General features: G+C 73.7%; 25 protein-coding genes. 13 read left to right on the forward strand and 12 right to left on the reverse strand.

What is annotated here, in order from left to right; all coding sequences use genetic code 11:
• Positions 1-84: 84 nt before the first annotated feature.
• The 8 genes from AB0H28_RS19590 to AB0H28_RS19625 all read right to left on the reverse strand — a co-directional run bounded on the left by AB0H28_RS19590 (position 85) and on the right by AB0H28_RS19625 (position 10,248).
• Positions 85-1,131 carry a glycosyl hydrolase gene (locus tag AB0H28_RS19590; RefSeq protein ID WP_358041763.1) on the reverse strand — a complete coding sequence of 349 codons (1,047 nt, stop codon included), beginning with the start codon at positions 1,129-1,131 and terminating at the stop codon, positions 85-87.
• Positions 1,132-1,275: 144 nt separating this feature from the next.
• A complete protein-coding gene (locus AB0H28_RS19595) occupies positions 1,276-2,208 on the reverse strand; it encodes a sulfotransferase (RefSeq protein WP_358041766.1) in 933 nt (310 codons plus the stop codon).
• Between the two features lie 29 nt (positions 2,209-2,237).
• The gene (locus AB0H28_RS19600; RefSeq protein WP_358041769.1) at positions 2,238-3,851 is read right to left on the reverse strand and encodes a polysaccharide biosynthesis C-terminal domain-containing protein; all 1,614 of its coding nucleotides are present in this window, start codon (positions 3,849-3,851) and stop codon (positions 2,238-2,240) included.
• A complete protein-coding gene (locus AB0H28_RS19605) occupies positions 3,818-4,681 on the reverse strand; it encodes a sulfotransferase domain-containing protein (RefSeq protein WP_358041772.1) in 864 nt (287 codons plus the stop codon). The genes AB0H28_RS19600 and AB0H28_RS19605 overlap by 34 nt, the downstream gene beginning before the upstream one ends.
• 17 nt (positions 4,682-4,698) lie before the next feature.
• On the reverse strand, positions 4,699-5,904 hold the full coding sequence (locus AB0H28_RS19610; RefSeq protein WP_358041775.1) for a hypothetical protein: 1,206 nt from the start codon (positions 5,902-5,904) through the stop codon (positions 4,699-4,701).
• A complete protein-coding gene (locus AB0H28_RS19615; protein ID WP_358041777.1) occupies positions 5,904-7,391 on the reverse strand; it encodes an O-antigen ligase family protein in 1,488 nt (495 codons plus the stop codon). Before AB0H28_RS19615 ends, AB0H28_RS19610 begins: the two co-directional genes overlap by 1 nt.
• Positions 7,388-8,395, reverse strand: a complete 1,008-nt coding sequence (locus AB0H28_RS19620) for a DUF3048 domain-containing protein (protein WP_358041780.1) — start codon at positions 8,393-8,395, stop codon at positions 7,388-7,390. Before AB0H28_RS19620 ends, AB0H28_RS19615 begins: the two co-directional genes overlap by 4 nt.
• Positions 8,392-10,248: a Wzz/FepE/Etk N-terminal domain-containing protein gene (locus AB0H28_RS19625; RefSeq protein ID WP_358041783.1), complete on the reverse strand. Its 1,857-nt coding sequence runs from the start codon at positions 10,246-10,248 to the stop codon at positions 8,392-8,394. Before AB0H28_RS19625 ends, AB0H28_RS19620 begins: the two co-directional genes overlap by 4 nt.
• Before the next feature lie 502 nt (positions 10,249-10,750).
• Between AB0H28_RS19625 and AB0H28_RS19630 the strand changes: the two genes are divergently transcribed.
• Genes AB0H28_RS19630 through AB0H28_RS19645 form a run of 4 tightly spaced genes read left to right on the forward strand, consistent with a single transcriptional unit; the run spans position 10,751 to position 13,711 of the window.
• Positions 10,751-11,227 (forward strand): UDP-N-acetylglucosamine--LPS N-acetylglucosamine transferase, encoded by a 477-nt coding sequence (locus AB0H28_RS19630; RefSeq protein WP_358041786.1) that lies wholly within the window; start codon positions 10,751-10,753, stop codon positions 11,225-11,227.
• Positions 11,227-11,805, forward strand: coding sequence for a glycosyltransferase (locus tag AB0H28_RS19635; protein WP_358041789.1), 579 nt, complete (start codon positions 11,227-11,229; stop codon positions 11,803-11,805). Before AB0H28_RS19630 ends, AB0H28_RS19635 begins: the two co-directional genes overlap by 1 nt.
• Positions 11,802-12,800: a sulfotransferase gene (locus AB0H28_RS19640; RefSeq protein WP_358041792.1), complete on the forward strand. Its 999-nt coding sequence runs from the start codon at positions 11,802-11,804 to the stop codon at positions 12,798-12,800. Before AB0H28_RS19635 ends, AB0H28_RS19640 begins: the two co-directional genes overlap by 4 nt.
• Positions 12,797-13,711, forward strand: coding sequence for a glycosyltransferase family 2 protein (locus AB0H28_RS19645; RefSeq protein WP_358041795.1), 915 nt, complete (start codon positions 12,797-12,799; stop codon positions 13,709-13,711). Before AB0H28_RS19640 ends, AB0H28_RS19645 begins: the two co-directional genes overlap by 4 nt.
• 70 nt (positions 13,712-13,781) lie before the next feature.
• Here the strand turns inward: AB0H28_RS19645 and AB0H28_RS19650 are convergent, their stop codons facing one another.
• Positions 13,782-15,275: a hypothetical protein gene (locus AB0H28_RS19650; protein WP_358041798.1), complete on the reverse strand. Its 1,494-nt coding sequence runs from the start codon at positions 15,273-15,275 to the stop codon at positions 13,782-13,784.
• Positions 15,276-15,378: 103 nt separating this feature from the next.
• Positions 15,379-16,257 (reverse strand): 3'(2'),5'-bisphosphate nucleotidase CysQ, encoded by an 879-nt coding sequence (locus tag AB0H28_RS19655; RefSeq protein WP_358041801.1) that lies wholly within the window; start codon positions 16,255-16,257, stop codon positions 15,379-15,381.
• A 194-nt stretch (positions 16,258-16,451) separates the two neighbouring features.
• Here AB0H28_RS19655 and AB0H28_RS19660 point away from each other — a divergent pair, with 194 nt between their 5' ends.
• Positions 16,452-17,546 (forward strand): PLP-dependent aminotransferase family protein, encoded by a 1,095-nt coding sequence (locus AB0H28_RS19660; RefSeq protein ID WP_358041804.1) that lies wholly within the window; start codon positions 16,452-16,454, stop codon positions 17,544-17,546.
• Between the two features lie 299 nt (positions 17,547-17,845).
• Positions 17,846-18,994: a magnesium/cobalt transporter CorA gene (gene corA, locus AB0H28_RS19665; protein ID WP_358041807.1), complete on the forward strand. Its 1,149-nt coding sequence runs from the start codon at positions 17,846-17,848 to the stop codon at positions 18,992-18,994.
• 83 nt (positions 18,995-19,077) lie between these two features.
• Here the strand turns inward: corA and AB0H28_RS19670 are convergent, their stop codons facing one another.
• Positions 19,078-19,899: a hypothetical protein gene (locus AB0H28_RS19670; RefSeq protein ID WP_358041810.1), complete on the reverse strand. Its 822-nt coding sequence runs from the start codon at positions 19,897-19,899 to the stop codon at positions 19,078-19,080.
• 84 nt (positions 19,900-19,983) lie between these two features.
• Here AB0H28_RS19670 and AB0H28_RS19675 point away from each other — a divergent pair, with 84 nt between their 5' ends.
• Positions 19,984-20,514, forward strand: a complete 531-nt coding sequence (locus tag AB0H28_RS19675) for a peptidylprolyl isomerase (protein WP_358041812.1) — start codon at positions 19,984-19,986, stop codon at positions 20,512-20,514.
• A gap of 25 nt (positions 20,515-20,539) precedes the next feature.
• Positions 20,540-21,481, forward strand: coding sequence for a rhomboid family intramembrane serine protease (locus tag AB0H28_RS19680; protein WP_358041815.1), 942 nt, complete (start codon positions 20,540-20,542; stop codon positions 21,479-21,481).
• 3 nt (positions 21,482-21,484) lie between these two features.
• Here AB0H28_RS19680 and AB0H28_RS19685 read toward each other — a convergent pair whose 3' ends face one another.
• The gene (locus AB0H28_RS19685; RefSeq protein ID WP_358041818.1) at positions 21,485-21,919 is read right to left on the reverse strand and encodes a PH domain-containing protein; all 435 of its coding nucleotides are present in this window, start codon (positions 21,917-21,919) and stop codon (positions 21,485-21,487) included.
• 99 nt (positions 21,920-22,018) lie between these two features.
• On the opposite strand from AB0H28_RS19685, the gene AB0H28_RS19690 reads away from it, so the two are divergent.
• The 5 genes from AB0H28_RS19690 (at position 22,019) to AB0H28_RS19710 (ending at position 26,657) form a co-directional block, all read left to right on the forward strand.
• Entirely contained in the window at positions 22,019-23,191 is a 1,173-nt protein-coding gene (locus tag AB0H28_RS19690) for an acetyl-CoA C-acyltransferase (RefSeq protein ID WP_358041821.1), read from the forward strand.
• 103 nt (positions 23,192-23,294) lie between these two features.
• Positions 23,295-23,807: a hypothetical protein gene (locus AB0H28_RS19695; protein WP_358041824.1), complete on the forward strand. Its 513-nt coding sequence runs from the start codon at positions 23,295-23,297 to the stop codon at positions 23,805-23,807.
• A gap of 69 nt (positions 23,808-23,876) precedes the next feature.
• Positions 23,877-24,563 carry a response regulator transcription factor gene (locus AB0H28_RS19700; RefSeq protein ID WP_358041827.1) on the forward strand — a complete coding sequence of 229 codons (687 nt, stop codon included), beginning with the start codon at positions 23,877-23,879 and terminating at the stop codon, positions 24,561-24,563.
• A gap of 10 nt (positions 24,564-24,573) precedes the next feature.
• Entirely contained in the window at positions 24,574-25,998 is a 1,425-nt protein-coding gene (locus tag AB0H28_RS19705; RefSeq protein ID WP_358041896.1) for a HAMP domain-containing sensor histidine kinase, read from the forward strand.
• Between the two features lie 56 nt (positions 25,999-26,054).
• A complete protein-coding gene (locus tag AB0H28_RS19710; RefSeq protein ID WP_358041830.1) occupies positions 26,055-26,657 on the forward strand; it encodes a hypothetical protein in 603 nt (200 codons plus the stop codon).
• The last annotated feature ends 26 nt before the right edge of the window (positions 26,658-26,683 follow it).

Here is a 26,683-nt window from a genome sequence, read left to right on the forward strand (position 1 = left end):
TCGCATCCGACGGTCGCGCGTCCACCCGGGAACGACCTTTTCACCGAGGAAGCGGCCCGGGCCGCACGAAAAGACGAGGGAAGATCACCGATTGCGTGCGGACGGTGGCGCAGAGGAAGAGGTGAGGTCCGGCATCGGCGGGTGGAAGTACGGATCGGTGGCCATCTCGCGGAAGACCGCCTGGCTCTCCGGGTCGTTGCCGAACGTGCTGTCGTACAACGGCTTCTCGGTCTGCCGGGCGGCGAAGTAGATCGCGGCCTTGATCTGCGGGTGCTTCTTGAGGTAGGGACCGACCTCGCGCATCCACTCGGCCCGCTGGCCCGGACGGCCGTCCTGGGTCAGCCCGAACTCGCCGATCACCACCGGCCGCGGGTGCTTCTTGGCGAACGCCATGAAGCGGTCCATCCGGTCGGTGAAGCTGTTCCACTCCGGGCTGGGATAGACGTCCGCGCAGAGCCAATCGACCTGGTCGTCACCCGGGTAGTAGTCGGCGGCCCGCCGCTCGGGCTCGGCGAACCCGTCCGCGTGCGGGCACCACACCCAGGCCGCGTTCGTGACGCCGACCTCGGTGAAGATGCCGCGCACGTGTTTCCAGGCGGCGACGTAGTCCGCCGGGGAATGCATGCTGGCGGCGAGGTTCGGCCGGTCCATCTCCCACCGGTAGCGCAGCAGCACCGGCACGCCGAACTCCTTGACGTCCTGCGCGCGCTGCCGGATCAGCGTGTCGTAGACACCGCTGACCGTCGACCGGGTGTCCGTGCCCTGCCAGGAGATCATCTGGAGTTTGCCCTGGGCCTGGAACGCCCGCTCGGTGCCGCCCGGGAACGGCTCGTTCCACTCGTGGAACATGTGCGCGATGGCGAGCTGGCCGCCGGCCGCCTCGTTGAAGTCGTTCCACGCCGTCGCTCGGCCGGAGGCGTTGTGGAAATCCGGCTTCACCCAGGCACCGACCCAGGCGCCCCGCTCCGGCAGCTCCGGCCCGCGCCCGGTGGTCCGGACCGCCCCCTTGCGAGGCGTCACCGTCGGCGGAGGCGGCACCGCCGACGCCGTCTCGTCGGGCCCGCCGGCCGGTCCGCTGTCGCACGCCGCCACCCCCGGTGCCAGGCAGGCCAGAGCGAGAACAGCCGCCATCGTCCGTCGTAACCGTCGTCCCACCGCTACCTTCTCCCCAGGATGGTCGCCGGCTCACGGTCGTCGGCCCGACGGCCCCGCGTCAGCGGAACGGCCCGCCGGGCCGGGCGGGCGACCCCTGGAACTCTACCCGTGGAGGCTCGCTCACGGGTGGTAGCCGAGTTCGTTCAGCAGCGGCCCGGCCTGGGCCAGCACGTCGCCCAGGTCCTTTTCGGTCAGTCGCTGCCGCCACCGCCCCACCGAGTCGGGCCGGGCCTTCGCGAACCGGTCGTGCAGCGCCTGCCGTCCGGCCGGGTCGCGGACCTCCAGGAAGTCCGCCACGACCTCGGCCGCCTCGGCCGGGCGGCTGACCACGTCCTCGTAACGCAGGTGCCGGACCCGGTCCGCGGGCAGCTCGGCGAGCTGGGCCAGCGCGCTGCCGGTGAAGCGCCGCCACATCCAGGCCGACCGACCCAGGTCGGAGGCGCGGGTGAACTCCTCGCGCCGGTCCGGCTCCACCCAGAACCGGGGAGCGGCACCCCACGGCGTGCCGCCCCGGCCGCTGCGGCCGGTGCCGGTCGAGGCGGCGTTGAGCCAGGGCTGCTCGGCGTGTGACACGGCCACGTCCCGGCCGTCCCGGTAGACGTGCAGGAAGACCGCGTCGGGGAACACCTCGGTCAGGAACGGCACGATGAAGCAGTTCTCCGGGTCCTTCTCGGCGAACCGCAGCCCGCCGTGACCGGAGGCGGCGAGCAGCGCACCGTAGTAGCCGCGGAAGTAGCGGGCCGCGCGCTGCGGGGTCCAGCTTCCCTCGTAGACGCAGCGGGCGACGGCCTTGGTCAACCGGGGCTCGAAATGGTACGACACGTCCGGCAACGCCCCCACGCAGCTGCCCAGGAACGTGGTGCCGGACCGGGGCGCGCCGAGGATGAAAATCGGTCGCTCCACCTTCAGGGTGAGCTTCCGGTTGCCGGCCTCCACCGGCCGTTCCAGTTCCCGGCGTTCCTTGCGGTCCGCCAGCAGTCCGACCGCGGCCAGCTTCGCGGCCTTGACCGCGGACAGGCCGGAGTGCGGGGTGAGGGGGGAGTCGCTGGTCATCACAGGTCCCATCGGTACACAGGAGCGGGTCAGGACTGGGCGGCCGGGTCCGCCCCGGCCCGGTTGCGGCCACCGCGCAGCGACCGCAGCGCGTCGAGGTGCAGGGTGCGCCGCCAGCGCCAGGCCCCGGCGAGGTACGCCGCCGCGCCGCCGACCGTCACCAGCGCGAGCACCGGCAGCGCCGCGTCGAGCAGGGTGGCCACCCCGAGCGGCAGGCCGAGCGCGACGATCGCCAGCGCCATCGCGGCCCGGGTGCCGGCGCCGAACGGGTGCAGGCGCATCGACCACCAGAGTTGGGTCAGCGGCACCAGGTTGGTGACCAGGATGGCGAGGGTCCAGGCCAGGGCCGCGCCGAGGATGCCGTAGCGCGGGATGAGCAGCAGGTTGGCGACCACGTTGACCACCGTGCCGACCATCGCGTTGTAGAACGTCCAGGCGGTGCGCCCGGCCATGTTGAGCACCATGTCCACCATGCCGCACCCGGTGGCCACCAACATGATCAGCGCGAGCAGGACCACGACCCGGCGCCCGTCGCCGTAGCCGGAGCCGAACAGCGACAACATCGGGGCGGCGAACGCCGCGAAGATGAGGTAGGCCGGCCAGGAGAGCAGCACCAACCAGCCGGTCGCCGCCTGATAGAGCCGCCGGGCCTCGGCCCGGTCGTCACGGGCGAAGGCGGCGGCCAGCCGGTGCTGCACCGAGCTGGAGAGCGCGACGCTGGAGAGCTGCCCCAGCGCCAGGAACCGGGTCGCCGCCGTGTAGATCGCCGCGTCCGCCGGCCCGCGCAACGCGGCGAGCAGCACGATGTCCAGCCGCTGCACCACGATCGCGGCGACGCTGCTGACCGCGCGCGGCCCGGTGAACCGCCAGAACGGCGCCACCAGCTCGCCGGCCGGCACCGGCCGGGTCACCTGCCGGCCCGCCCGGCCGACCAGCCGGCCCAGCCAGAGCAGCGCGACCACCGCGGCCAGCAGATAGGGCACCACCCAGGCCAGCGGCAGCGCGACGGCGGCGGAGAGCCCCAACCAGGCGGCCACCGCCACGGCCAGGAACTGCACCAGGGTGCGACCGAGCCGCTCCACGGTCAGCAGCGGACGCATCTGGCCGAAGCCGCGGCAGGCGGCGAGCGCGTAGTCGTTCAACGCCGCCAGCGGCACGAACGCCAACAGGACGCGCAACGCGGTCACCGCGTCCGGCCCGGCCTCCGGCATGGTCGCCCGGGCCAGCGCCGGGGCGGCCAACCAACCGGCCACGCCGAGCAGGACACCGACCGCCAGCACCGGCAGCAGACCGACCAGGATCGTGCCACGGATCTGGTCCCGCCGGTCGAGCGTGCGCTGCCGGCTGACGAAGTAGACGGTGCCCACGTCGGTGCCGAGCCGGGCCGCCGACGCGGCGATCATGAACGCGCTGGTGGCGGCGAAGAACATGCCGGCCTCCCGGACCGACCAACCCCGCGCGATGACGATGTTGAGACCGAAGCCGGCCACCGCGGCCAGGCCCACCCCGACCAGGTTCGCGAAGCCCTGCCGGGCCGCGCCACCCAGCCCCGCGCCGGGGCCGGCGGCCGGCGCGGCCGGCAGGGCGGTGGCCCCGGCGTCCGCCCGGGTCACCGCCGCCACGACGGCACGCGTCCCCACCACGTGGCCAGCCGCTCGTCGTACGGGGCGAAGTGGTCCTCCAGCCGGGCCCGCAGCTCGGCCGACATCGGCGAACGGGACCGCGAGTTGTGCTTGCCGAAGGCGATGTCCGCCCAGCGGGGCAGCTCCAGGAAGTCGCAGACCGCGTCGAACGACGGCCGCGGGTCGGCGAAGAAGTCATCGCTGTCGATGACGTGCAGCCGGTCCCGCCCGACCAGCGACTCCAGCCGCTCCACCTGCTCGATGTAGCGTCCGCGCGCCAGGTAGGCGTTGTGCTGGAGGTGCTCGCTGGCGTACGACGGGTCGGCGGTCATCCGCTCCCGCTCGCCGGCGGTCCGCTGCTCCTCAAGCGCCAGCGCCCGCTCGAAGTCCGCCTCGGTCTCGTAGCCGCGGGCCAGCTCGTGCGAGTGCGCCGAGTAGGCCCGCTCCACCGGGTCACGCAACAGCACCAGCAGCTTCACCGACGGCAGGTCCTCGGCGATCCGCTGGCCGGCCAGCGGGTGGAACATGTAGTAGGGGCTCGACTCGCCGGTGATCCCGCGCACGCCGAGCTGCGCCTTCACCGCCTCCGCCTTGCCGTTTGTGGGGAAGTGTCCGAGATACCAGCTCATCCCCCGGTGGTAGTCCACGTCGAAGTAGTGCACGCCCTTGTGGTAGGCCGGCGGCAGCACCCCGGGGTGCTGCGAGAGCGTCTTGAACAGCGAGGTGGTGCCGCAGCGCTGCGCCCCCACGATCAGGAATCCCGGCACCATCCGGGAACCGGCGGTCAACCGACCGACCGTCCGGCTCACCGACTTCACCGCGCGGAGCGCCTGCTCCCTGGCCACCGTCACGTCCCCACTCCTCACTCTCACCCGGCCCGACGGGCCAGGTGCTCCTCGACGGCGGGCAGCAGCCAGGTGTCGACGTGCCCCAGTCGCGCACCCGCCTCCGCCTGCCGGTCCCGCAGATAACGGGCCGCCAGTTCCACCAGGTAGAGCACTGCCACCAGGTCGGCGCCCCCGCCGACGGAGTCGAACGGCGCGAGCGTCCGGTCCGCGCCGGCGATCAACGCCCGGGCGGCCTCGACCGGCTCCACCCCGTCGTGGCTCATCGCGCCCTGCACCGCGAGGTGCAGCGCGTCGTAGCCGGCCGGCACGTCCGATTCGAACCGCTCCCAGTCCCAGACCAGCACCCGGCCGTCGGCCAGCACCGCGCTGTTGCCGCCGTTCCAGTCCCCGTGCCAGGCCCCGAACGCCACCACCGGGTCGGCGTCCGCGACCGACTTCAGCACCGCGCGCAGCCGTCCGGCCTCCGGCCGGTCGCCCAGCTCGTCCACCGCGCGGGTGAGCCGGGCCGCGTGCCTGCTGCCCGCCCACGACCCCCGCCGTACGCCGAGACAGCCGGCGACCGTCACCATGGCGGCCCGCTCGGCCTTGGCCGCGACGGCCGGGGCGGCCCGGGGCAGCCGCACCGGAAGCGCCTCCTGCACCAGCAACGCGTGCCCGTGCCAGTCGCCGTGGTGGCGTACCCCGGCCAGGACGACCGGGCCGAGCGGCACGCCGGCGAGGCGGCGCAGCGCGGCGGCCTCGGCGTCGACCAGGGCGCGGGTCAGCGGGTCGACGCCGAGCTTCGCGTAGCCCAGGGCCCGGCCGTCCGGCGCGAGCAGTTGCAGCACCGGCTTGCGGTTGGCCCGCGCCGGCCCGATGTGCAGGCTGACCAGCGCCGGTTCGCCCAGCACCTCGGTCAGGTGGGCGTCCAGCCCACCGCCGTCGACCACCAGCCGGTCGCGGAACACCAGCGGCCCCAGCCCGAACCGGAACGCGGTGGCCAACCCCTGCCGGACCAGCTTGGCCTTGCGGCCGACCGCCTCGGTGGAGTGCCGGACGGCGCCGGCCGCGGCCCGGCCGGGGCCGGTGGGCACCAGCAGCCGGGGTCGGGCGGCCGACGGCACCACGACCCAGCCGGCGCCACCCCGGCGCAGGGCGGGCGCGGCCGGCTCGGGCCAGATCAGGCCGGCCAGCTCAGCGAGGTAGGCGGAGCGGCCGTCGCCGTCCGGGGGCACGCGGAACACCATCAGCGGTCACCGGCTGCTTCCAGTCGGGCCCGTAGCCCGGCGATCGTGCCCACCGGTGGCGCCGGCGCGAGCGCCCGGCGCACCCGGTCGTTGCGGGCCAGCAGGGCGATCGAGATCAGGGCGTAGGCGAGGGTGGCTTCCAGCGCTCCGTAGGTGAACTGGAAGAAGAGCATCAGGATGATGACGAGCGAGCCGGCGATCCCGATCGCGCTGTGGTCGCGTCGGTAGCGCCAGAGGCAGTAGAGGAAGAAGCCGTTGTAGGCCAACGCGCCGACCCACCCCTGGCCGACGAGCAACGCCCAGAGCTGGCCGTTGCTGCCCAGTTCCCGGTTGCCGCACTGCTTGCAGTCGTCGGACTTGCCGATGGCGATCGACCGGTTGCTGCCGATCAGCGCCCGGTTGCCGCCGTAGCCGAGGATCGGCGAGTGGTTCGCCGCGGTGACCGCGCCCTCGGACAGGGTGGTGCGAATGTCGTCGCTGTGCCCGTTCTGCAGCCGTTCGTCGAAGGTGCGGCCGAGCGGGGTGGCGACGATCAGCACGCCGATCAAGCCCACCGCCAGGGCGAGGCCGCCGAGCACCACCATCCGGCCGCGCAGCGCGAGCCGGATCGCCACGTAGACCGCGGCGATGCCGAGGCCGATCCAGAGCCCACGGTTGAGCGAGTAGATGATCGGGAAGATCGCGGCCAGGGCGATGACCACGCCGGCCGTGCGGCGCAACGGCTTGCCCAGCACCACCCAGCCGACGACCAGCCAGACCAGCAGGATCGCGGTGTTCTCGCCCCATGAGTTGGTGTAGGTGAACGGCGCGGACGGTCGGGGTGAGCTGGCCTCTCCCTCGATCACCTGTTGGACCTGGGCGAACTTGACATCCATCAGCGAGGCGACGAAGGGATGGCCGGCGATGGAGGGCGGCAGGACGAACCGCAGCGGCGCGACGAACCCCAGGGTCGGAAAGAGCGAGCCGAGCCAACCGCCGAGGACCACCACCACGCCCATGAACCCGAAGAGCCGGATCACCCGCCGGCGGGACAGCTCCCGCTCGCCGAGGTTGTAGACGTAGAGCATGGTCACGGTCATGGCGACGAAGTTGGCCAGCCGGATGCCCCAGCCGAGGTAGCGGCCACCGCCACCGCCGGGCGGCAGCGTGTTCGGCGCGACGAGACCGAGGGTCGACACGGACAGGAACAGCCAGAGCAGCAGGAGCAGCCAGATCCCGAAGCCGGGCGGAACCCGGATCGGGCCCCGCCGGGCCAGCTGCACCAGCATCGGCACCGCGAAGATGATGAAGACGAAGCTGGACACGCCGAGCGCCCACCACACCGGGTAGAGCAGGAAGAGCGAGATCAGCGGCCACGCCACCGGCAGCCGCCACGACCAGCCCGCCGGCCGTACCGTCACCGGCCGCAGGCGCTTTCCCTCGGGCGGCATCACCGCGTCGAGGGGAACCGACCCGCGCGCCGAGCGGGGCGGGGTGACGGTGCTCATTTCACGGTGACCTTGGCGGTGGTCGGGACGTAGATCACCCAGGCGTTGCCGGGCTTCGGGTGCAGCAGGTCGCCGCTAAGGTCGGCGATCGTGCAGACCATCCCCAGGCCGGGCTTGCGCCAGCGGCCCTTCGCGCTGGTCGGGCCGGACACCGCGACCACCGCGCCCTCACCGAAGACGTTCGCCGACGGCAGCGAGCGGAACGACGGCTTCCGCACCTCCAGCGTGCGGTATTCCATGGTCAGCACGAGCACCGAGGCCGCGGTCACGGTCCCGGTGCCGACCTTGCCGGCCCAGTGCGCCTTCTGCTGGTCGTACCGCCAGACCATCGGCGGCCCGCCGGAGACCGCGATGGTCAGCTCGGTGGCGGTGACGAGGTCGCGGGCGGTGAGCGCGTCGCCGTCGACGGCGTGGTCCAGGGCCGGGGTGGGCGGCTGACCGCCCTTCGGCGCGGCCTTGAGCAGGGCCGCCGTGGAGGTGTAACCGTCGCTGAAGACCTTGCCCCCGTCGTCCGGGGTGACGCCGTCGAGGTCGGAGTTCTCGAACTGGCTGAGGAAGCCGGTCGGTCCGCCGTTGTAGCCGACGAACGGGCGCAGCACCGAGACCGAGCGGATGTCGACCGGCCGGATCTCGGTGACCGGGCCGATCCGTGCGGCGTCCCGCGAGTGGAAGACCGCGGTGAGGTGCAGCGTGTCCGACTCGGCGAACTCGGCGTAGACCAGATCGGCGGCGTCCAGGCCGGCCGGGGTGGTGCGGGGGCTCACCCGCAGCGGCACCGCCACCGCCTGGCGGGCCGCCGCCGCCGCGGTGCCGGCCGGCGCCCCGGTCAGCGGGGCCGTCGGCAGGGTCGGGCTCGGGCTGGGCGAGGCCGACGACGGGGTGACGTCACCCGGGTCCACGACGTCGACGCTGCCCGGTTTGGGCTGCGGCTCGCTGCACCCCGCGCCGGTGCCGAGGACGACGGCTGGAGCGAGGGCGGCGCGGAGCATCTGCCGGCGGTTCACCCCAGATCCTCACCCGAGTCGATGGCATAGCTGCGGCCCTCGCCGCCCTCGCCCCGGGAGCGGTAGGTGCCCCCGGCGCCGTTCACCGGCATCGGCTTGCCGGGAGTGGCGCCCTTGGCCGGAGCGGCGCCCTTGGCGGGGGGCGTCGGCGGCGCCTGCTTCGGCGCACCGGTGCGGGCGGACTGCATGCGGGGCAGCACCATGGTGGACTCGGCGGACGGGCCGGGGCTCGGCCGGGGCTTGGGCCGGCTGGCCTGGTCGGCCGGCGCGGTCGAGCCGGTCTGGCCGGTCGAGCCGGCCGGAGAGGTCGAGCCGGCCGAGGTCGCCGGGCGGGTGGCGCCCCCGGTCGGCGCGGGCAGGCGTGGAGCGAGCACGGCACCGAGCACCGGTGCGTTTACCTGCTCGAACTGCTCAAGAGCGGCGGTGATCTCACCGCTGCGGGTCTTTCCGGCCTCGGCCACCACGATCACGGCGTCGACGTACCGGCCCAGGGCCTGGGCCTCCACCGCCTGGGTCGGTTGCCCCGTCTCGACCAGCACGTGGTCGAAGCGCGCGGAGAGTTCGTGCAGGATCTCCAGCAACCCGGCGACCGGTAGCTCGACCTCCGCGTCGAGGTCGCCCGGCACGAGCACCCGGAGTTGACCGAGCCCCGGCACCGGGGCCAGCGCCTTGAGCGCCGGCACGTCGCGCCGGAGCACCGAGGCGAGACTGTGCCGCCCCTCGGCCACCCCGGTGATGCCGCTCAACGCCGAGTCCGGCTTGGTGGTGATCAGCGCGACCTGCGCGCCGGTGCGGGCGTACGCGGCGGCCAGGTTGGCGGCCACGAACCCGGCGGCGGCGCCGGGTGAGCCGTCGCAGAGCAGGAGTTGGCGACCGCGTCCGGCCTGGGCCGGCTCGGGGACGGCGGAGAGCAGCACGTTGCGCAGCCGACCCAACTCGCGGGAGATCCGGTGGGTGGCGGGCAGCACGGCGAGCGACGACGGGCGCGTCGTCAGCTCCAGCAGCAGCGGCAGGCCGACCCGGTCGGAGACGTCGCGCCCCCGCCGGATCCGGGTGTCGAGCCGGTCCAGCACCAGGGCCAGCACGATGCCGAGCAGCAGGCCGGCGCCCATGCCGCTGGCCAGGTTGAGGGTGCGGTTCGGGGAGCTGGGCCGCTCGGGTAGCCGAGCGTCGGAGATGATCTCGCCGGGGTCGGAGTCGGCGGAGATCAGCGGGCTGAGCCGGTTGTTCAGACCGTTGAGCTGGTTGGTCAGCACGGACCGGTCGGCCTCGGCCCGCTCCCGCTCCGGCGAGTTGGACGGCGCCGCGGCGATCCGCCCGGCCACCTCGTTGAGCTGCTTCCGGATGCCCTCGATCTCCTGGGTCAGCGCCTTGCTCTCGTTCTCCAGCGCCTTCTGCGCGGTGGCCTTGCGCAGGTCGAGGTAGGCCTGCGCGAACGCGTGCGAGCCCGCCTGGGCCTGCGCCGGGCTGCCCGCCTCGTAGGCCACCTGGAGGATCTGGCTGTTCGGCGGGACCATCACCGTGACCGACTTGACCATCTCGTCGGCGGCGGTGTCGACCTTCATCAGGCCCTTGGCCCGCTCGGCGACCACGAGCGAGCGGACCACCTGCGCCTCGGTGTCGAGGTTGACCTTGGTGTTCGGGTTGCTCTCCGCCCCGGTGCCGAGCGGGCGCACCAGCAGCGAAGTGGTCGAGGTGTAGCGCGACTCCTGGAGCTGGCTCACCGCCAGGCCGCCGGCCAGCCCGAGGACCGTGGCGAGCAGCAGGATCCACCAGCGGCGGCGCAACCAGCCCAGGTAGGCCATCAGGGCAAGACCGTCGGCGTCGTTCTCGGCCAAATGGGGTGAGGGCATCAGAGTCTGTCGCTCCCTTTCGACCGAGCCGGGCAGTCCCACGGCACAGCTGGAACTGACCGTGACTTCGAGTGTCCCCGATCCGAACGTTGAGGGAAAGTCTGCTCACGTTCCGGTAAGCCTGCCCGGGTGGGGCAGCCCGCGTAGAGATGGCCGATCGTTGCTGGCCATTCGGCGGGTTCCCGGCAGCGGGCCCGACCTGACCCCCGAGGAGCCGACGTCGCCGGCGGCTCTCGTGCGGAGCGGTGACGGAATCCTGACACATCCCTGCGCGACGTGGTGGGGCCGGCCCGCCGCCCCGGCCCGACCGGCGCTGACCTGCCGGCTCGCACGGCCGACCGGATCCCTGCGACGGGAATCCCAGGGTGACCCGACCGGCCGGTCGGCTTCCGTCCAACGGCCCCTTCAATTGCCCAGGGGCACGCCAGTAGGTTGTCAGGGCGCGTCCGAGGGCCATTCACGTAATTCCGGACGCGGTCACACGCGTACGGGAGGGAACGTTGTGGTGATCGGGTCAACCGACGGCGCGGGGCAGGTCCTGCTGGTCGGCTCCAGCGGCGGGCATCTGGCCCAGTTGCTGGCGCTGGAACCCTGGTACCGGGATCGACGCCGGGCCTGGGTCACCTTCGACACACCGGACGCCCGCTCCCTGCTCGACGGCGAGGACGTGGTCTGGGCCCACCACCCCACCACCCGCAACGTCAAGAACCTGGTCCGCAACGCGTTCCTCGCGTTGCGGGTGATCCGCCGGCGCCGGGTGGACGCGGTGGTCACCACCGGCGCCGGGGTCGCGCTGCCGTTCGTGGTGGCGGCCCGGCTGCGCCGGATCCCGACGGTCTACATCGAGGTCTACGACCGGATCGACAGCGCGACGCTTACCGCGCGGCTCTGCCGGCCCTTCCTCTCCGCGATGCTCGTGCAGTGGGAGGAGCAGCGCCGGATGTACCCGGAGGCGACAGTCGTGGGAAACCTCCTCTGATGGCGCACATTCCGCAGCAGCGGGGCCGCCGGTCCGCGCCGTTCGTGCTGGTCGTGGTCGGCACCGACGTGCACCGGTTCGACCGCCTCGTCGGCTGGCTGGAGCGCTGGCACGCCGCCCGGCCCGAGGTGCGGCTGGTCCTCCAGTACGGCCACAGCCGCCCGCCGGCCCTGCCCGAGGCCACCGCGTTCCTCGGGCACGAGGAGCTGCAACGGGCGATGGCCGAGGCGACCCTCGTGGTCAGCCACGGCGGCCCGGCGACCATCACCGAGGCCCGGCGCACCGGCCACCTGCCGATCGTGGTGCCTCGCGACCCGACCCACGACGAGCACGTCGACAACCACCAGCAGTTGTTCTCCCGGCGGCTGGGAGCGGCCGGCATGGTCCGGCTCTGCGAGAGCGAACCCGAGCTGCTCGCCGCCCTCGACGAGGGGCTGGCCGAGCCGTCCCGTTTCGTCCTGGCGGCCGACCCGGGACGGCCGGATCCGCGCGCCGAGGCGGTCGCCCGGGTCGGCGCCGTGATCGACGACCTGGTGGCCCGCCGGGTCCGCCAGCGGGCCGCCGGGCGGCGCGGATGAGCGGGCCGGAGCCGGCGCAGCCGCGTGTCCTCTTCGTCGGCGGTCTCGGCCGCAGCGGTTCCACGCTGTTGGAGCTGCTGTTGGCGCAGAGTGTCGACGTGTGCGCGGTGGGTGAGGTGGTGCACCTCTGGGAGCGGGCGCTCGGCGCCGACGAGCGGTGCGGCTGCGGCGAGCGGTTCACCGCCTGCCCGTTCTGGCAGCAGGTCGGCGAGCAGGCGTTCGGCGGCTGGTCCGCGGTCGACCGCGACGACGTGCTGGCGCTCAAGGACCGGGTCGACCGGACCCGGCACATCCCCCGGCTGGCGAAGAACTCGCTCACCGCGGAGCAACTCGCCGACGTCCGCCGCTACGCCGACCTCTACACCCGGATCTACACCGCGGCGCTCGCGGTGACCGGTGCCCGGCTGGTGGTCGACTCCAGCAAGCACGCCTCGCTCGCCTTCGCGCTGAGCTGGGCCGACGACCTCGACCTGCGGGTGCTGCACCTGATCCGGGACAGTCGGGCGGTCGCATACTCCTGGGGCAAGCAGGTGCGCCGGCCCGAGGTGGTGGACGGCGAGGACTTCATGCCGACGTTCTCGCCGTTCGAGGTGAGCAAGCTGTGGACCGCGCAGAACGCCGCGTTCCACCTGCTCGCCGCGCGGGCGAAGGTGCTCCGGCTCCGCTACGAGGACTTCACCGCCGACCCGGCGGGCACCGTACGCCGGCTGCGGGACTTCGCCGGGCTGCCGGACGATCCGGCGGCGCTGCGCATCCTGGCCGGCGGCACCGCGGACCCGTCGGCCGAGCCGGCCGCGCCGTTCCGGGCGCACAGCGTCGCGGGCAACCCGCTGCGGTTCAGCGGCGGTCCGCTGACGGTGCGCCGGGACGAGACGTGGCGGGACCGTCTGCCGCGCCGCAGTCGGGCCGTGGTCAGCCTGGCCACGCTGCCGCTCCGAGTCCGCTACGGCTACCTGGGCCAGCGGGGATCCGACGAGTCCGTGGAGAGAGCATGAGTGGGCCGAGCATCTCGGTGGTCGTACCGACGCGGGACCGTCCGGAGCTGCTGCGCGCGGCGCTCGACGCGATCCTCAGCCAGGCGCATCCCGGCCTGGTCGAGGCGATCGTGGTCTACGACCAGTCCGAGCCGGACCGGTCGTTGGAGTCGGACCGCGGCGACCGGCGGGTCCGGGTGATCACCAACACCCGCACCGCCGGGCTGGCCGGCGCCCGCAACACCGGCATCGAGGCGGCCACCGGCGAATGGGTGGCGTTCTGCGACGACGACGACGAGTGGCTGCCCGGCAAACTGGCCGCCCAGTTCGGCGCGCTCGACGCGCACCCGGACGGCGCGCTGGTGAGCTGCGGCATCCGGGTCAGCTACGACGACCGTACGGTGGACCGCTCGCTGGACCGGGCCCGGATCTCGCTGGAGGCGCTGCTCCGCGACCGGCTCACCGAGCTGCACCCGTCGACGTTCCTGATCCGGCGGGCCGCGCTGCTCGACGCGATCGGTCTGGTCGACGAGCAGATCCCGGGCAGCTACGCGGAGGACTACGAGTTCCTGCTCCGGGCCGCCCGATACGCCCCGCTGGTCAACGTGGAGAGCCCGTACGTGCTGGTCCGCTGGCACAAGCGGTCCTACTTCGCGCAGCGCTGGGAGACGATCTCGACCGCGTTGCAGTGGCTGCTGCGCCGTTACCCCGAGTTCGCCACCGTGCCGCACGGCGAGGCACGGGTGGCCGGCCAGATCGCCTTCGCGCAGGCGGCGATGGGCAACCGGCGGGACGCGGTCCGCTGGGCCCGGCGCACGCTGGCCCGTAACCCGAAGGAGCCGCGCGCCTACCTGGCGCTGGCCGTGGCGAGCCGGGCCGTGCAGGCCGACCGGGTGCTGCGCACCCTGCACAAGCGCGGCCGGGGCATCTGAACGACACCGGGAACGGGCGGGTGACCGAAGTCACCCGCCCGTTCCCGCGTCAGTGGTCCGCCGGCCCGTCTCAGGCTACGCAGAACGCCTTCCACGCCTGGATGCTCGGCTGGTCGAGCAGCCGGAAGTCACCCTGGCTGACCGTCTGGTTGTAGTAGGCCACGAACTCCGGCCGCTGTCCGTTGAGATAGTCGGTCATGGACCGGATCCAGGCGGCCCTCCCGGTGCCCGAGTCGCCGGGCACCAGGTCGCTGCCGGTCTCCGCGACGCCCCACGGCTTGCCCAGCGCCCGGGACTTGCTGATCATCGCGCCGTAGATCTCCTGCGGCGGGGCGTACCGCTTCCACTTCTTGCCCCAGTTGTAGCAGTCCCACCCGAGCGCCTCGATCACGTCACCGCCGGGGTAGAACGCGTTGAAGTCGCGCTTGGACTTCGGATCGAGCGTCCAGCACATGAGGATCAGCGTGTTGACCAGCTTGGGATTGTTGGCCCGCGCCGCCAGACCGGCGATCCGCTTCCATGCCGCCCGGTAGGCGACAGGGGTGAACGCGCCGCGCTCGACGTCGTCCTCGGGCTCGTGGAAGTAGGACCAGTAGACGTTGTGGTCGCGGGGGATCGACGCGAACCAGGAGGTCAGGCGGGCGTCGTGCTTGCCCGAGATGATCTCCTGGGGCGCGGCCTTGAAGGACACCACGACTGTGCGGTCCACCACGTCGGCCCGGCTGCCCCGCCAGGCCGGCGGCAGCCCGGGGAAGAAGATCCGGGCCATCTGCAGCTTGCCGAACGTCCGGTCGGAACGGCTCAGCGCCTGGCCGAAGCTCTCGCCGTTCTGCACGCCGATCGACGCGCCGGGCAGCGTCAGTCGGGTGCCGGCGAAGCCCTTGGTGCCCGCGCCGGCGGATGCCGGCGGCTTCGTGGCGGGCTTCCCGCCGAGCCCCACCGCTGCGCTCGGGGCGGCACTCGGGGCGCCGCCGCGTGCGCCCAGGTCGGCGGACGGCGCCGGCCCGGCCGTGGCCGGCACCTCGCCGGCCTGCGGGTTGGTGGCGTCGGGCCGCAGCGCGGCCACCGCGACCCCGCCGCCGGCCACGGCCAGCACCACGGCCGCCGCGATCATCACGCGCCAGCGCCGCCGGGCCCCGCCGGGCGGCGGGCCGGGCGCGACCGGCGGGGGCGGTGGTTGGCCGGGACCACCGGCGCTCGGCCCGGTCGGCGCGTCGCCGGGCGGTGGCCCGGTCAGCGTGGCGGTCGCGGTCGCTGTCCCTTCCCACCCGGCGGTCGCTGTCCCTTCCCACCCGGTGGGCGTCTGGTGGGTGCCGGCCGGGCCTGGGCTGGACCAACCGTGGTCGGGGCCGGCCCAGGGCTGGGCCGCCCGGTCGCGGCCGGCTGCCTCCTGTTCGGGCCAGGGCAGGTCGCCCGGCACCTCGGTCCGCGCCGGTGGCGTGGCCCCGGTCCGGGCCTCGGGCCAGGGCAGCGCGAAGCTGTCCGACCGGTGCGAAATGTCCTGTCCCGGCCACAGGCCGGTCGGCTGCCCGAAGGCGGTGTGCGGGTCTCGGTCGGCCGGCATGGCCCTCCCTGGCTGTCGGCGGCCCGTGTCGTGGGCTCAGGTCGGACGCGCATTCCCGCCCGACAATATCCCTCGTTCACCGTGGCCGTGTGTACCGTCACTCTCAGCCGAACGCCTCACCCTGCTCACCGGTGACGGTTGAAGCGGGCATCTCGACCCCGGTACGCGAGATCGCGTCGAGCAGCCGGTCCGCCAGTTCGGGCCGGCAGACCAGCAGATCGGGCAGGCGCGGGTCGGCACGGTTGTAGCGCAGCGGCGACCCGTCGATCCGGGACGCGTGCATGCCCGCGCCCAGCGCGACGGCCACCGGCGCGGCGCTGTCCCACTCGTACTGGCCGCCCGCGTGGACGTACGCGTCGACCTCGCCGGTCACCACCGCGCAGACCTTGACCCCGGCCGAGCCCATCGGCACGGCCCGGGCGCCGAGCAGGTCGACCAGCTCACCGACGAACGCCGGCGGGCGGCTGCGGCTCACCGCGATCCGGATCGGCCCGTCGGTCGCCTTCGGCGTCGGGCAGGTGGTGCCGAGGACGATCGGGTCGCCGTCCACTGTGGTGCGCGCCGGCATGCCGACCGCGCCGGCGACCAGTGCGCCGTCCGGCGCGGCGGAGCGCTGCCAGAGCGCCACGTGCACCGCCCAGTCGTCCCGTCCGGCCTCGGAGAACTCGCGGGTGCCGTCCAGCGGGTCGATGATCCAGACCCGGTCCGCCTCGTGCCGGGGCGCGCGTTCGCCGTCCGCCCAGGCCCGGCGCGCATCGGCCTCTTCCTCGGAGAGCACCGCGTCGGCCGGACGCCACCGGGCCAGCGCCGCGGTCATCAGCTCGTGCGACGCGCGGTCACCGGCGTCCTTGAGCGCCTTCGGGTCGGCGAAGCCCTGCCGGTCCCGCAGCGCGGTGAGCGCGACCCCGGCCTCGGTGGCCAGCCACTGCGCGAACCGCTGGTCGTCGAGTCGTCCCGTCTCGTCCTCGGTCACGAGCCCCATCCCTGTCTCCCGGGTCTGCCGACCCGTCATCCTTCGGCGGTCACCCCGTCGGCACCACCGTCCGGTCGGATCGTAGACAGCCGCGGGTCGGGCTCGGTTCTCCGTCGACCCTGGTGGACGCCGCCGACCGCCCGCATGTTGAACTTCGCGTGTATGCCGGTCGGACCCGCCGGGGCAGGCCCTAGGCTCTGCGCATGACCGCCGAGCAGCTGATCTCCTTCGCCCGTGGGGCTCCCTCGCTGGACATCGTCGATGTCGAGGGGCTCAAGGCCGCCGCCGTCCGCGCCTTCGACGCCGACCCCGCCGGGGTCACGGCGTACGGCACCTCCGTCGGCTACCCGCCGTTGCGGAAGTGGATCGCCGAGAAGCACGGCGTCGAGGCCGACCAGGTGCTGGTCACGAACGGCTCGCTGCAGGCCGACGCGTTCCTCTTCGACCAGCTGGTCCGCCGCGGCGACGCGGTGGTCGTCGAGCGCCCGACCTACGACCGCACGCTGCTCAACCTTCAGCAGATGGGCGGCGAGGTGCACGGCGTGACGATCCAGCCGGACGGTCTGGACACCGCCGAACTGCGCAAGCTGCTGGAGTCCGGGGTCCGGCCGCGGTTGGCCCACGTGATCCCGAACTACCAGAACCCGGCCGGCGTCACCCTCTCCCTGGAGAAGCGTCGTGAGCTGCTGGATCTGGCCGCCGAGTACGAGTTCACGATCTTCGAGGACGACCCGTACGCGGACATCCGCTTCCGGGGTGAGCCGCTGCCGTCGATGCTGTCGATGGACGGCCGGGGTGTGGTGGTGCACGCCTCCAGCTTCACCAAGACGGTCTGCCCGGGTGTCCGGGTCGGTTACCTGGTGGGCCCGGCGGAGTTGATCGCGACGATCGCCAAGCGGGCGACGAACCTCTACATCTCGCCGGGCATGGTGGCCCAGGCGATCGTGCACGAGTTCTGCGTCTCGGGCGCGATCGAGCGCTCGATCCACACCGTCCGCACCGCGCTGGGCGAGCGGGCCGGGGTGCTGGCCGAGTCGCTGCGTCGGCACATCCCCGAGGCTCGGTTCGTGGAGCCGGACGGCGGCTACTTCCTCTGGGTGGAGCTGCCGGCGGACGTGGAGGTCGACCGGCTGGCACCGGCCGCGGCCGAGCGCGGCGTCGCGGTGGTGAAGGGCAGCGACTTCATCGTCGACGGCGGCCGGCACGCGTTGCGATTGGCGTACTCCGCGGTGACGGCGGACCGGATCGACGAGGGCGTCCGCCGGCTCGCCGAGGCGATGGCGGCCGTTCGCGGCTAATTTTCTGTCGGGTTTCCGACAGAAAGCGCTCGCAAGCCGGGTCGGCTCTCCCGCCGGGCCGGCCGCCGGCCCACAATGCTGCGAGCGTCGCTCACCTTCCGGCCGGCGAGCCGTCCCGGCCGGGTCGGCGGCGCGTCCAGCATCACTCCCGCCCCCAAGGGTGCCGGGTGGGCCGTGTCGCCCCTCACCCCCCTGACGCGGCCGGCCCGCCCGGCGCCATCCGCGACCGCCGGCCCGCCGATCCCTCTCCCCGGCGGCGTAGCCTGCAAGCCGCAGCTTCGCGGAGAGGGGGCGAGGAGATGACGGACCGGGTGGCACGCGGGCGAACCGCCGGCCAGCACGGCGACCGGGCGGTCCGGCCGCGGGCCTGGGCGGCGCCGGTACGCGCCATGTCCCGCATCCTCAACGCCGACGGCTCCCCGCGGACGCCGCAGCCGGCCCGCTCCGGGCGCAGCGGCATCGTCGACTGCGGCCTCTACGTCGACGGCGAGCGCCGGCCCGGCCGCTTCGAGTACGCGGACGCCCTGGCCGCCGCCCGGCGGGAGCGCGACGGCTTCGTCTGGCTCGGCGTGCACGAGCCCGACCTGACCGAGATGACCGAGATCGCCGCCACGTTCGGCCTGCACGAGCTGGCCGTGGAGGACGCGGTCAAGGCCGAGCAGCGGCCGAAGCTGGAGCATTTCGGGGAGATCGTGTTCCTGGTGCTGCGTACCGCCCGCTACTGCGAGCACGCCGAGCTGACCGAGAACTCCGAGGTGGTGGAGACCGGCCAGGTGATGCTCTTCATCGGGCCGCATTTCCTGATCAGCGTGCGGCACGGGGACGCCTGCCGGCTGTCGCCGGTGCGCGCCGACCTGGAGGCGAAGCGGGACCTGCTGCGGCAGGGGCCGTGGGCCGTCGCGTACGCGATCACCGACCGGGTGGTCGACCTCTACCTGGAGGTCTCCGACCGGTTGGAGGACGACCTCGACGTGCTGGAGGCGGACGTCTTCGACCGCCAGAGCAGCGGCCGGATCCAGCGGATCTACCAGATGAAGCGGGAGTTGGTCGAGTTCAAGCGCGCGGTGGTGCCGTTGCAGCGACCGCTGATCACCCTCACCTCGCAGGCCAACCGCGCGGTGCCGCAGGAGGTGCGCCGCTACTTCCGGGACGTGCAGGACCACCTCAGCCGCACGGTCGAGCAGGTCAACTCCTACGACGACCTGCTCAACTCGATCCTGCAGGCCCGGCTGGCCCAGGTCACGGTCGATCAGAACAACGACATGCGCAAGATCGCCGCCTGGGCCGCGATCGGCGCGGTGTGGACGGCGATCGCCGGCATCTACGGCATGAACTTCGACAACATGCCGGAGCTGAGATGGACGTACGGCTATCCGGCCATCTGGGCCGTGAACCTCGCCCTGTCGTTCGTCCTCTACCGCTGGTTCCGCCGCAACGGCTGGCTCTGACGGGGCGCGACCCGTGCGGGCACGGAAGCGCCGGCCACGCGGGACGTGCCCGCGCGCCGGCGCTGCTCCGACGAGCCGGTGGCTCAGCGGCGACCGCTGGCCTTGGCGGCGCTCCTGCCGTTCGGCGCGGCCTTGGTGATGTCGTCGGCCGGGCGGCCGGAGACGTCCCGGGCACCCTCGGCGACCGAGGGGACCTGGCTGTTCGGGTGGATCACCGGGTCGGCGCCGGGCGCGGTGGTCGACGAGCTGCTGCCGTCTGCCACGGCCGAGCTGCCGGCGCCGCTCGGGCCGGCCTGGGTCACCTTCGCGGTCGCGTCCGGGGTCTCGACCACGATGGTGTCCACGTCGTCGCGCATCGGCTCCAACGTGTCCTGACCGGTCGGGGCGATCGCGCCGGTCGGGTCGTACTCGGCCCACTCCTGCTGCTCGCGGCGGCGGCGCATGGCCATCGCACCGGCCAGGCCGGCGACGGTGCCGGCCACCAGCAGGCCGGCGGTCATGCCCCGCGACCTGCGCTGCTTCTTCTTTCCGGGCTTCATGTTCTTCGCCTTCTTCGTCATCGCGGACTTCTTCGCCGCCGCGGCCTTACGGCCGGTCACCGCCTTGCCCGCGGCCTCGGCCCGGGCGTTGCGCACGGCCAGCAGCACCGGCGCGAGCGCGGCGGCGCTCGACGCGACACCGCTGGACGCCCGGTCCCGGACCAGAACGGCGGTGGGCGCGACCGCGACCCGGGCTGCCTCGACCCGCGGGCCGACCGCGGCGCCGGCGCCCTTCGCCGCGTGCGAGGCGGCCTGCCTCAGGTGACCGATGCCCTGGTTCAGCTCGACCTTGGCGAGCTGGCCCTGGGTCTTTCGCCGCCCGATTCCAAACACGGTCCCACCTCCTGGGAGTTGTTCCTTCGTCATCCTCCACCTTCGGATGCCTCCGCATGGCCAGATCGGGCACATGGGAGGATCCGCAAGGAACTGACCAACGAGTGAGGAGTACCCGTGGCCGAGGCTGTCTACGCCACCTTGCACACCAACGCCGGCCCGATCCGGCTGGAGCTCTTCGAAAACCACGCGCCGAAGACCGTCCGGAACTTCGTGGAGCTGGCCGAGGGCACCCGGGAGTACATCGACCCGCGTACCGGTCAGCCGGGCAGCGGGCCGTACTACGACGGCACCATCTCGCACCGCGTGATCAGCGGTTTCATGGTCCAGATGGGTGACCCGACCGGCACCGGTCGCGGTGGCCCGGGCTACAAGTTCGGCGACGAGTTCCACCCCGAGCTGCGCTTCGACCGGCCGTACCTGCTGGCCATGGCGAACGCCGGGCCGGGCACCAACGGCTCGCAGTTCTTCATCACCGTGTCGCCGACGCCACACCTGAACAACCGGCACACCATCTTCGGCCAGGTAGCCGACGAGCAGTCGGTGAAGGTGGTCGACTCGATCGCGAACACCCCCACCGGGCCGAGCGACCGGCCGCTGCAGGACGTGGTGATCGAGCGGGTCGAGATCGAGCGGCAGCAGTCCTGACCCACTCGCGGGTACCTTTGCTCGCATGACTGAGCGCTCCGGGCAGGCAGGCGACGCGACCGAGGGGCCGGTGCCGACCACTCCGGTCTGCTACCGGCACCCCGATCGGGAGACCTACCTCCGGTGCGCCCGCTGCGACCGGCCGATCTGCACCGAGTGCATGCGCGACGCCTCCGTCGGCCACCAGTGCCCCGAGTGCGTCGCCGAGGGGCGCCGCACCGTGCGGCCGGCGCGCACCGCCTTCGGCGGCGGTGCCGCCGGCCGCGAGGGCTATGTGACGAAGGTCCTGATCGGGCTGAACGTGTTGATGATGGTGTTCTCCGTCATCTCGGCCCGCAGCGGGAACGCGCTCGCCGGCGGCGGCCTCGGCGGCCTGATGGGCGGCTCGACGCCGCTGACCGACTGGGGCGGCGTGATCGGCCGGGCGATCCTGCCGGACGGAAGCCTCGGCGGGGTGGCCGACGGCCAGTGGTACCGACTGGTCACCGCGATGTTCCTGCACTTCGGTGTGCTGCACCTGCTGCTGAACATGTGGGCGCTCTGGGTGCTCGGCCGGACGCTGGAGGCGGTGCTCGGGCCGCTACGGTTCCTGGCGCTCTATCTGATCGCCGGGCTCGGCGGCAACGTCGCGGCCTACGTCTTCACCGCGCCGAACCGGTCCACCGCCGGCGCGTCGACCGCCATCTTCGGCCTGTTCGCCGCGATCTTCGTGATCATGCGCCGGCTGGGTCGGGACACCTCGGCGATCGTCCCGATCCTGGTGATCAACCTGATCTTCACGTTCACCGTGCCGGGCATCTCCGTGGCCGGGCACCTCGGCGGGCTGGTGGTCGGCGCCGTGACGGCGCTGGTCCTGGCGTACGCACCACGGATGCGGCGGACCGTGTTCCAGGTGGCCGGCGGTGCGATCGTGCTGGTGGCCCTGATCGGGCTGGTCCTGGTCCGCACGGCCGCGCTGACCGGCTGACCGTCAGCGGGCGGCGGCCCGGGCGGCGGTGAGCGTGGTGGCCACCTCGTCCAGCGGCGCGTCCAGGTCGCGGCGGCCGAACAGGTGCAGCGACTCCCCCGCGTCGATCTCCAGCGTCTCGGCGGTGACGCCGCGCCGGCTGCGCCGGTCCAGCCGGATCGCCTCGACCGTCGCCCACGGCAGCCGGCGGCGGCCGGCGTACCCGCGGATCACGGTGAGCCCCTCCGGATCGACGGCGAGGCGGACCGGCGCGACGAGGTCGCGCAGCGCCCAGGCGACCAGCGCGGCGGCGGCCAGCCCGGCGAGCGCGGGGCGGACCGGGTCGCCGTCGGCGAGGAGCAGGCCCAGCGCGCCCAGGGCGAGCGCGCCGAGCGCCTTGACGACCGGCAGCGCTCTCGGCACCCGCCACTGGGCGGCCGGTGACGGCTGTGGATCCATCCGCCCAGCATGCCAGCCAGCGGGGCCGCACGGTGGGGGAGGACGACCGGTCGGGTCAGCACGTAGGATCGGGGGAAGCGAGGTTACCGGGGAGTAGACATGAGTGACGCGGTCATCGTCGGTGCGGTACGGACCCCGGTCGGGCGGCGCAAGGGCAGCCTCGCCGGGGTGCACCCGGTGGATCTCTCGGCGCACGTGCTGCGTGCCCTGGCCGAGCGCACCGGCATCGATCCCGGTCAGGTCGACGACGTGGTGTGGGGGTGCGTGTCGCAGGTCGGCGAGCAGTCCTGGAACGTGGCCCGCAACGCGGTGCTGGCCGCCGGCTGGCCCGAGTCGGTCCCCGGCACCACGCTCGACCGGCAGTGCGGGTCCAGCCAGCAGGCGCTGCACTTCGCCGCCGCCACCGTCCTCGCCGGGCAGGCCGACCTGGTCGTGGCCGGCGGCGTCGAGTCGATGACCCGGGTGCCGATGGGCTCCAGCGTGGCCGGCGGGATGCCGTTCAGCGCGGCGATCCTGGAGCGCTACCGCGGCGTCGAGGGCGTCGCCGAGGATTCGCCGCTGCCGTTCAACCAGGGTGTCGGGGCGGAGCTGATCGCCGAGCGGTGGCGCTTCTCGCGCACCCAGCTCGACGAGTTCGCGCTGGCCAGCCACGAGAAGGCGGCCGCCGCGCAGGACGCCGGAGCGTTCGACCCCGAGCTGGCCCCGGTGGCGCTCGCCGACGGCGGCAAGTTCGCCGCCGACGAGGGCATCCGCCGGGACACGTCGCTGGCCAAGCTCGGCGAGCTGGCCACCCCGTTCCGGGCCGACGGTGTGGTCACCGCCGGGTCCGCCTCGCAGATCTCCGACGGCGCCGCCGCGCTGGCGGTGACCACCGCCGAGTGGGCCAGCCGGCACGGCCTGCGCCCGCTGGCCCGGGTGCACACCGCAGTGGTCGCCGCAGACGACCCGGTCGCCATGCTCACGGCTCCCATTCCGGCCACCGCGAAGGCGCTGCGCCGTGCGGGGCTGGGCATCGAGGAGATCGGGGTCTACGAGGTGAACGAGGCGTTCGCCCCGGTGCCGCTGGCCTGGCTGGCCGAGACGGAGGCGGACCCGGAGCGGCTCAACCCGCGCGGCGGCGCGATCGCGCTCGGTCACCCGCTCGGCGGCTCCGGCGCGCGGATCATGACGACGATGCTCCAGCACATGCGGGACAACGGCATCCGCTACGGGCTGCAGACCATGTGCGAGGGCGGTGGCATGGCCAACGCGACGATCGTCGAGCTGCTCTGAGCGGAGCCGGACGTCGCACCACCGGTGCGATTTGCACGGATGGAAGTTCCAGAAGTCGGGCGTGACCCATATCACCCCAGGTCAGCCGCTCGTTGCACCGGGTATGGACGTGTTCTCGCGAACGTTCCTTCCGGCCGCCGCCGAGACCGGCCTGGCGACCCAGACCGCGACCCGGCACATGCCGGTGTTCCGCCGCTGCGTCGGCTCCGGCGACGCCACCATCCTGGTCACCCGGTGCAGCCGGCCGGACCACCCGGTCGGCGGCGACTACCTGATGCTCCTCACCCATCGCCGGCTGGTGGTGACCCGGCAGACCCGAGTGCTGCACCGGCTGCGCCTGCACCTCAACACCGAGCTGCGGGAACTCAGCAACGTCACCTGGAGCCCGGACCCGCGTTCGCACAGCCTGGAGTTGGCGGCCACCGCCATCGACGGGGCCCGCGAACGCTTCCTCATCCGCACCCACCACCCAAAGCAGGTGTGGCAGCTCGACGCGCTGCTCAACCACGCCTTCCGGACCCGGCTGCGGACGCCGACGGAACGGCTGGTCGCCACCATCGGTGACCCGCCGGCCGCCGGCCGTCCCGCCGCGTTCCGCCCGGCGCCGGCGCACTGACGTCCTCCTTACCGAACCCGAACATCGCCCGCACCGTCGCCGACGCCGCCGGTCGGTCATCATGGGCCGGTGACCGCCGACGCCGCGCAGCGTGGGCTCGTCCTCGTGGTCGAGGACGAGCCGGCCATCGCCGACCTGGTCCGGCTCTACCTGACCCGGGACGGCTTCGGCGTACACCTGGAACGGGACGGCACGGCGGGGCTGGCCGCCGCGCGGCGCCTGCGCCCGGTGGCCTGCGTGCTCGACATCGCGCTGCCCGGCCTCGCCGGCACCGAGATCTGCCGGCGGCTGCGCGCGGCGGACGACTGGACGCCCGTCATCTTCCTCACCGCGCGCGACGACGAGGTGGACCGGGTGGTCGGCCTGGAGTTGGGCGCGGACGACTACGTCACCAAGCCGTTCAGCCCGCGCGAACTGGTCGCCCGGGTGCGGGCGGTGCTGCGCCGCAGCGCCGGCACGCCGGCCGGGCAGCCACGGGTGCTCGGCTCGGTCACCCTCGACCCGGTCCGCCGGGCGGTGACCGTCGGCGAGGCGCCGGTGCAGCTCACCTCCACCGAGTTCGACCTGCTCGCCCACCTGATGGCCCGTCCCGGCCGGGTGTTCACCCGGGAGGAACTGCTGGCCGCCGTCTGGGGCTACGCGGCGCACGGCGGCACCCGCACCGTCGACGTGCACGTGGCGCAGGTCCGGGCCAAGCTCGGCCCGGCCGGAGTGATCCGCACCCACCGCGGGGTCGGGTACGCGGCCGATGCCTGAGCAGCCCACCATGGCGCTGCCGGTGATCGGCCCCGGCGCCCCGCCCACCCGCCGCCGGCCCGGCCACACCCTCACCGCCCGCGCGATGCTCGTCACCTGCGCGGTGGCGCTGGTTTCGGTGCTGGTCACCGCGCTGGTCGCGGTGCCGCTGGCGGTGCGCGGCGCGGAACGGCGGGACCAGGACGCGCTGGCCGCCCAGGCCCGGCTCGCCGCCGACGTGCTGCGGGTCCGCCCGGTGCGCCAACGCGACGGCGCCGGCGACCGGCTCATCCGGCAGCTCCGCCAGCAGCAGATCGACGTGTACGTGGTGCGCGACGGCCAGGTCGACCGGCGCGGGCTGCCCGCGCCGCTCGTCGCCCGGGTCGCCGCCGGCAAGAACGTCTCCGGCCGGCGGCTCGTCGACGGGCAGCGCCGGCTGGTCGAGGCGCGGTCGCTGCCCGGCGGCGACGGGGTGGTGCTCACCCGGGCGGTCACCGCCGGCCCGTGGCGGCAGGTGCTGCGCGGGCTGTGGCTGCCGCTGCTCGCCGGCCTCGCCGCCGGGGCCGCCGCCGGGCTGCTGCTCGCCCGCCGGCTGGCCCGACCGATCCGGACCGCGGCCACCGCCGCCGCCCGGCTCCGCGCCGGTGACCGGGCGGTCCGCGTGCCGGTCGAGCCACCCGACGAGGTCGCCGACCTGGCGTACGCGCTCAACGGGCTGGCCGCCGCGCTGGCCACCAGCGAGGGCCGGCAGCGCGAGTTCCTGCTCTCCGTCTCGCACGAGTTGCGGACCCCGCTGACCGCCATCCGTGGCTACGCGGAGGCGCTGGCCGACGGCGTGCTCGACGCGGACGCGGTCCCGGCGACCGGCCGGACCGTGCTCGCCGAGGCGGAGCACCTGGACCGGCTGGTCAGCGACCTGCTGGCGCTGGCCCGCCTGGAGGCGGCCGACTTCCCGCTGGAACCGGGGCCGGTGGACCTGACCCGGCTCGCCGCCGACGCCGAGCGCACCTGGTCGGACCGGTGCGCGGCGGTCGGGGTGCCGTTCCGGGTCGAGACGCCCGGCGTGCCGGTGCCGGCGTACACCGATCCGGGGCGGATCCGGCAGGTGGTGGACGGGTTGCTGGAGAACGCGCTGCGGGTCGTACCCCCGGGTGCGCCGGTGGTGCTCGCGGTTCGGGCGGCCGGTGCGGGCCCGGCGGCCGGCGGTGTCCTGGAGGTCCGCGACGGCGGACCCGGCTTCACCGACGACGACCTGGCGGTGGCGTTCGAGCGCGGCGCGCTGCACCAGCGGTACCGGGGGGTGCGCAAGGTGGGCAGCGGGCTGGGGCTGGCGCTCGCCGCCGGACTGGTCCGCCGGCTGGGCGGGGACATCGTCGCCGGACACGCCGCGGAGGGCGGTGCGGCGTTCGCCGTCCGGCTGCCCGGAGACCCTTACCTGGCTCGAACATCGGCCTGACGGTCCGCTCGCGCGGGTGGGGAACGCTGACGTCGACACCGACGAGAGGAATCCCTGTGACACGTCAGCGAATCGTCACCGGCGCCACTGCACTGCTCGCCGCCGCGGCGCTCGGCCTCGCCGGGTGCGGGGCGGCCCAGGTCGGCGCGGACCAGGCCCGGGAGAGCGCGGTCGAGGTGGCCGCCGCCATGGGCGTCGACGGGCAGGCCCTCGCCGCGCTCGGCGTCGACGCCACCGACCTCGACGTCGACCCGGTCGCCGCGCCCGCCCCGTCCGCCTCCGGCACGCCGGAGCAGCGGGCCGGCGAGCGCAAGGGCGACCGCGCGCAGGAGTGGCGCAAGCGGCACCGCGCCCGGGTGCTGCTGCGCAGGAACACGCTGCACGGCGAGGTGGTGGTGCAGACCAAGGAGGACGGGACGAAGACCGTCGCGGTCCAGCGCGGCCGGGTCACCGCGATCGACGAGAAGTCGATGACCGTCAAGTCCACCGACGGGTTCACCATGACCTGGACGTTCGACGAGAAGCTGCGGGTGGTGGAGCGCCGTGCCACGATCAAGGCGACCGACGTGAAGGTCGGCACCACGGTCGGCGTGGCGGGTGCGAAGGACGGCGACCAGGGGACCGCCCGGCTCGTCGTGGTGCCGCGCAAGCAGCAGTAAGGTTGACGGGCTGCCGTGACCTGCCG

It is taken from the genome of Micromonospora sp. NPDC050980 (assembly GCF_040653835.1).
Classification (GTDB): Bacteria; Actinomycetota; Actinomycetes; order Mycobacteriales; family Micromonosporaceae; genus Micromonospora.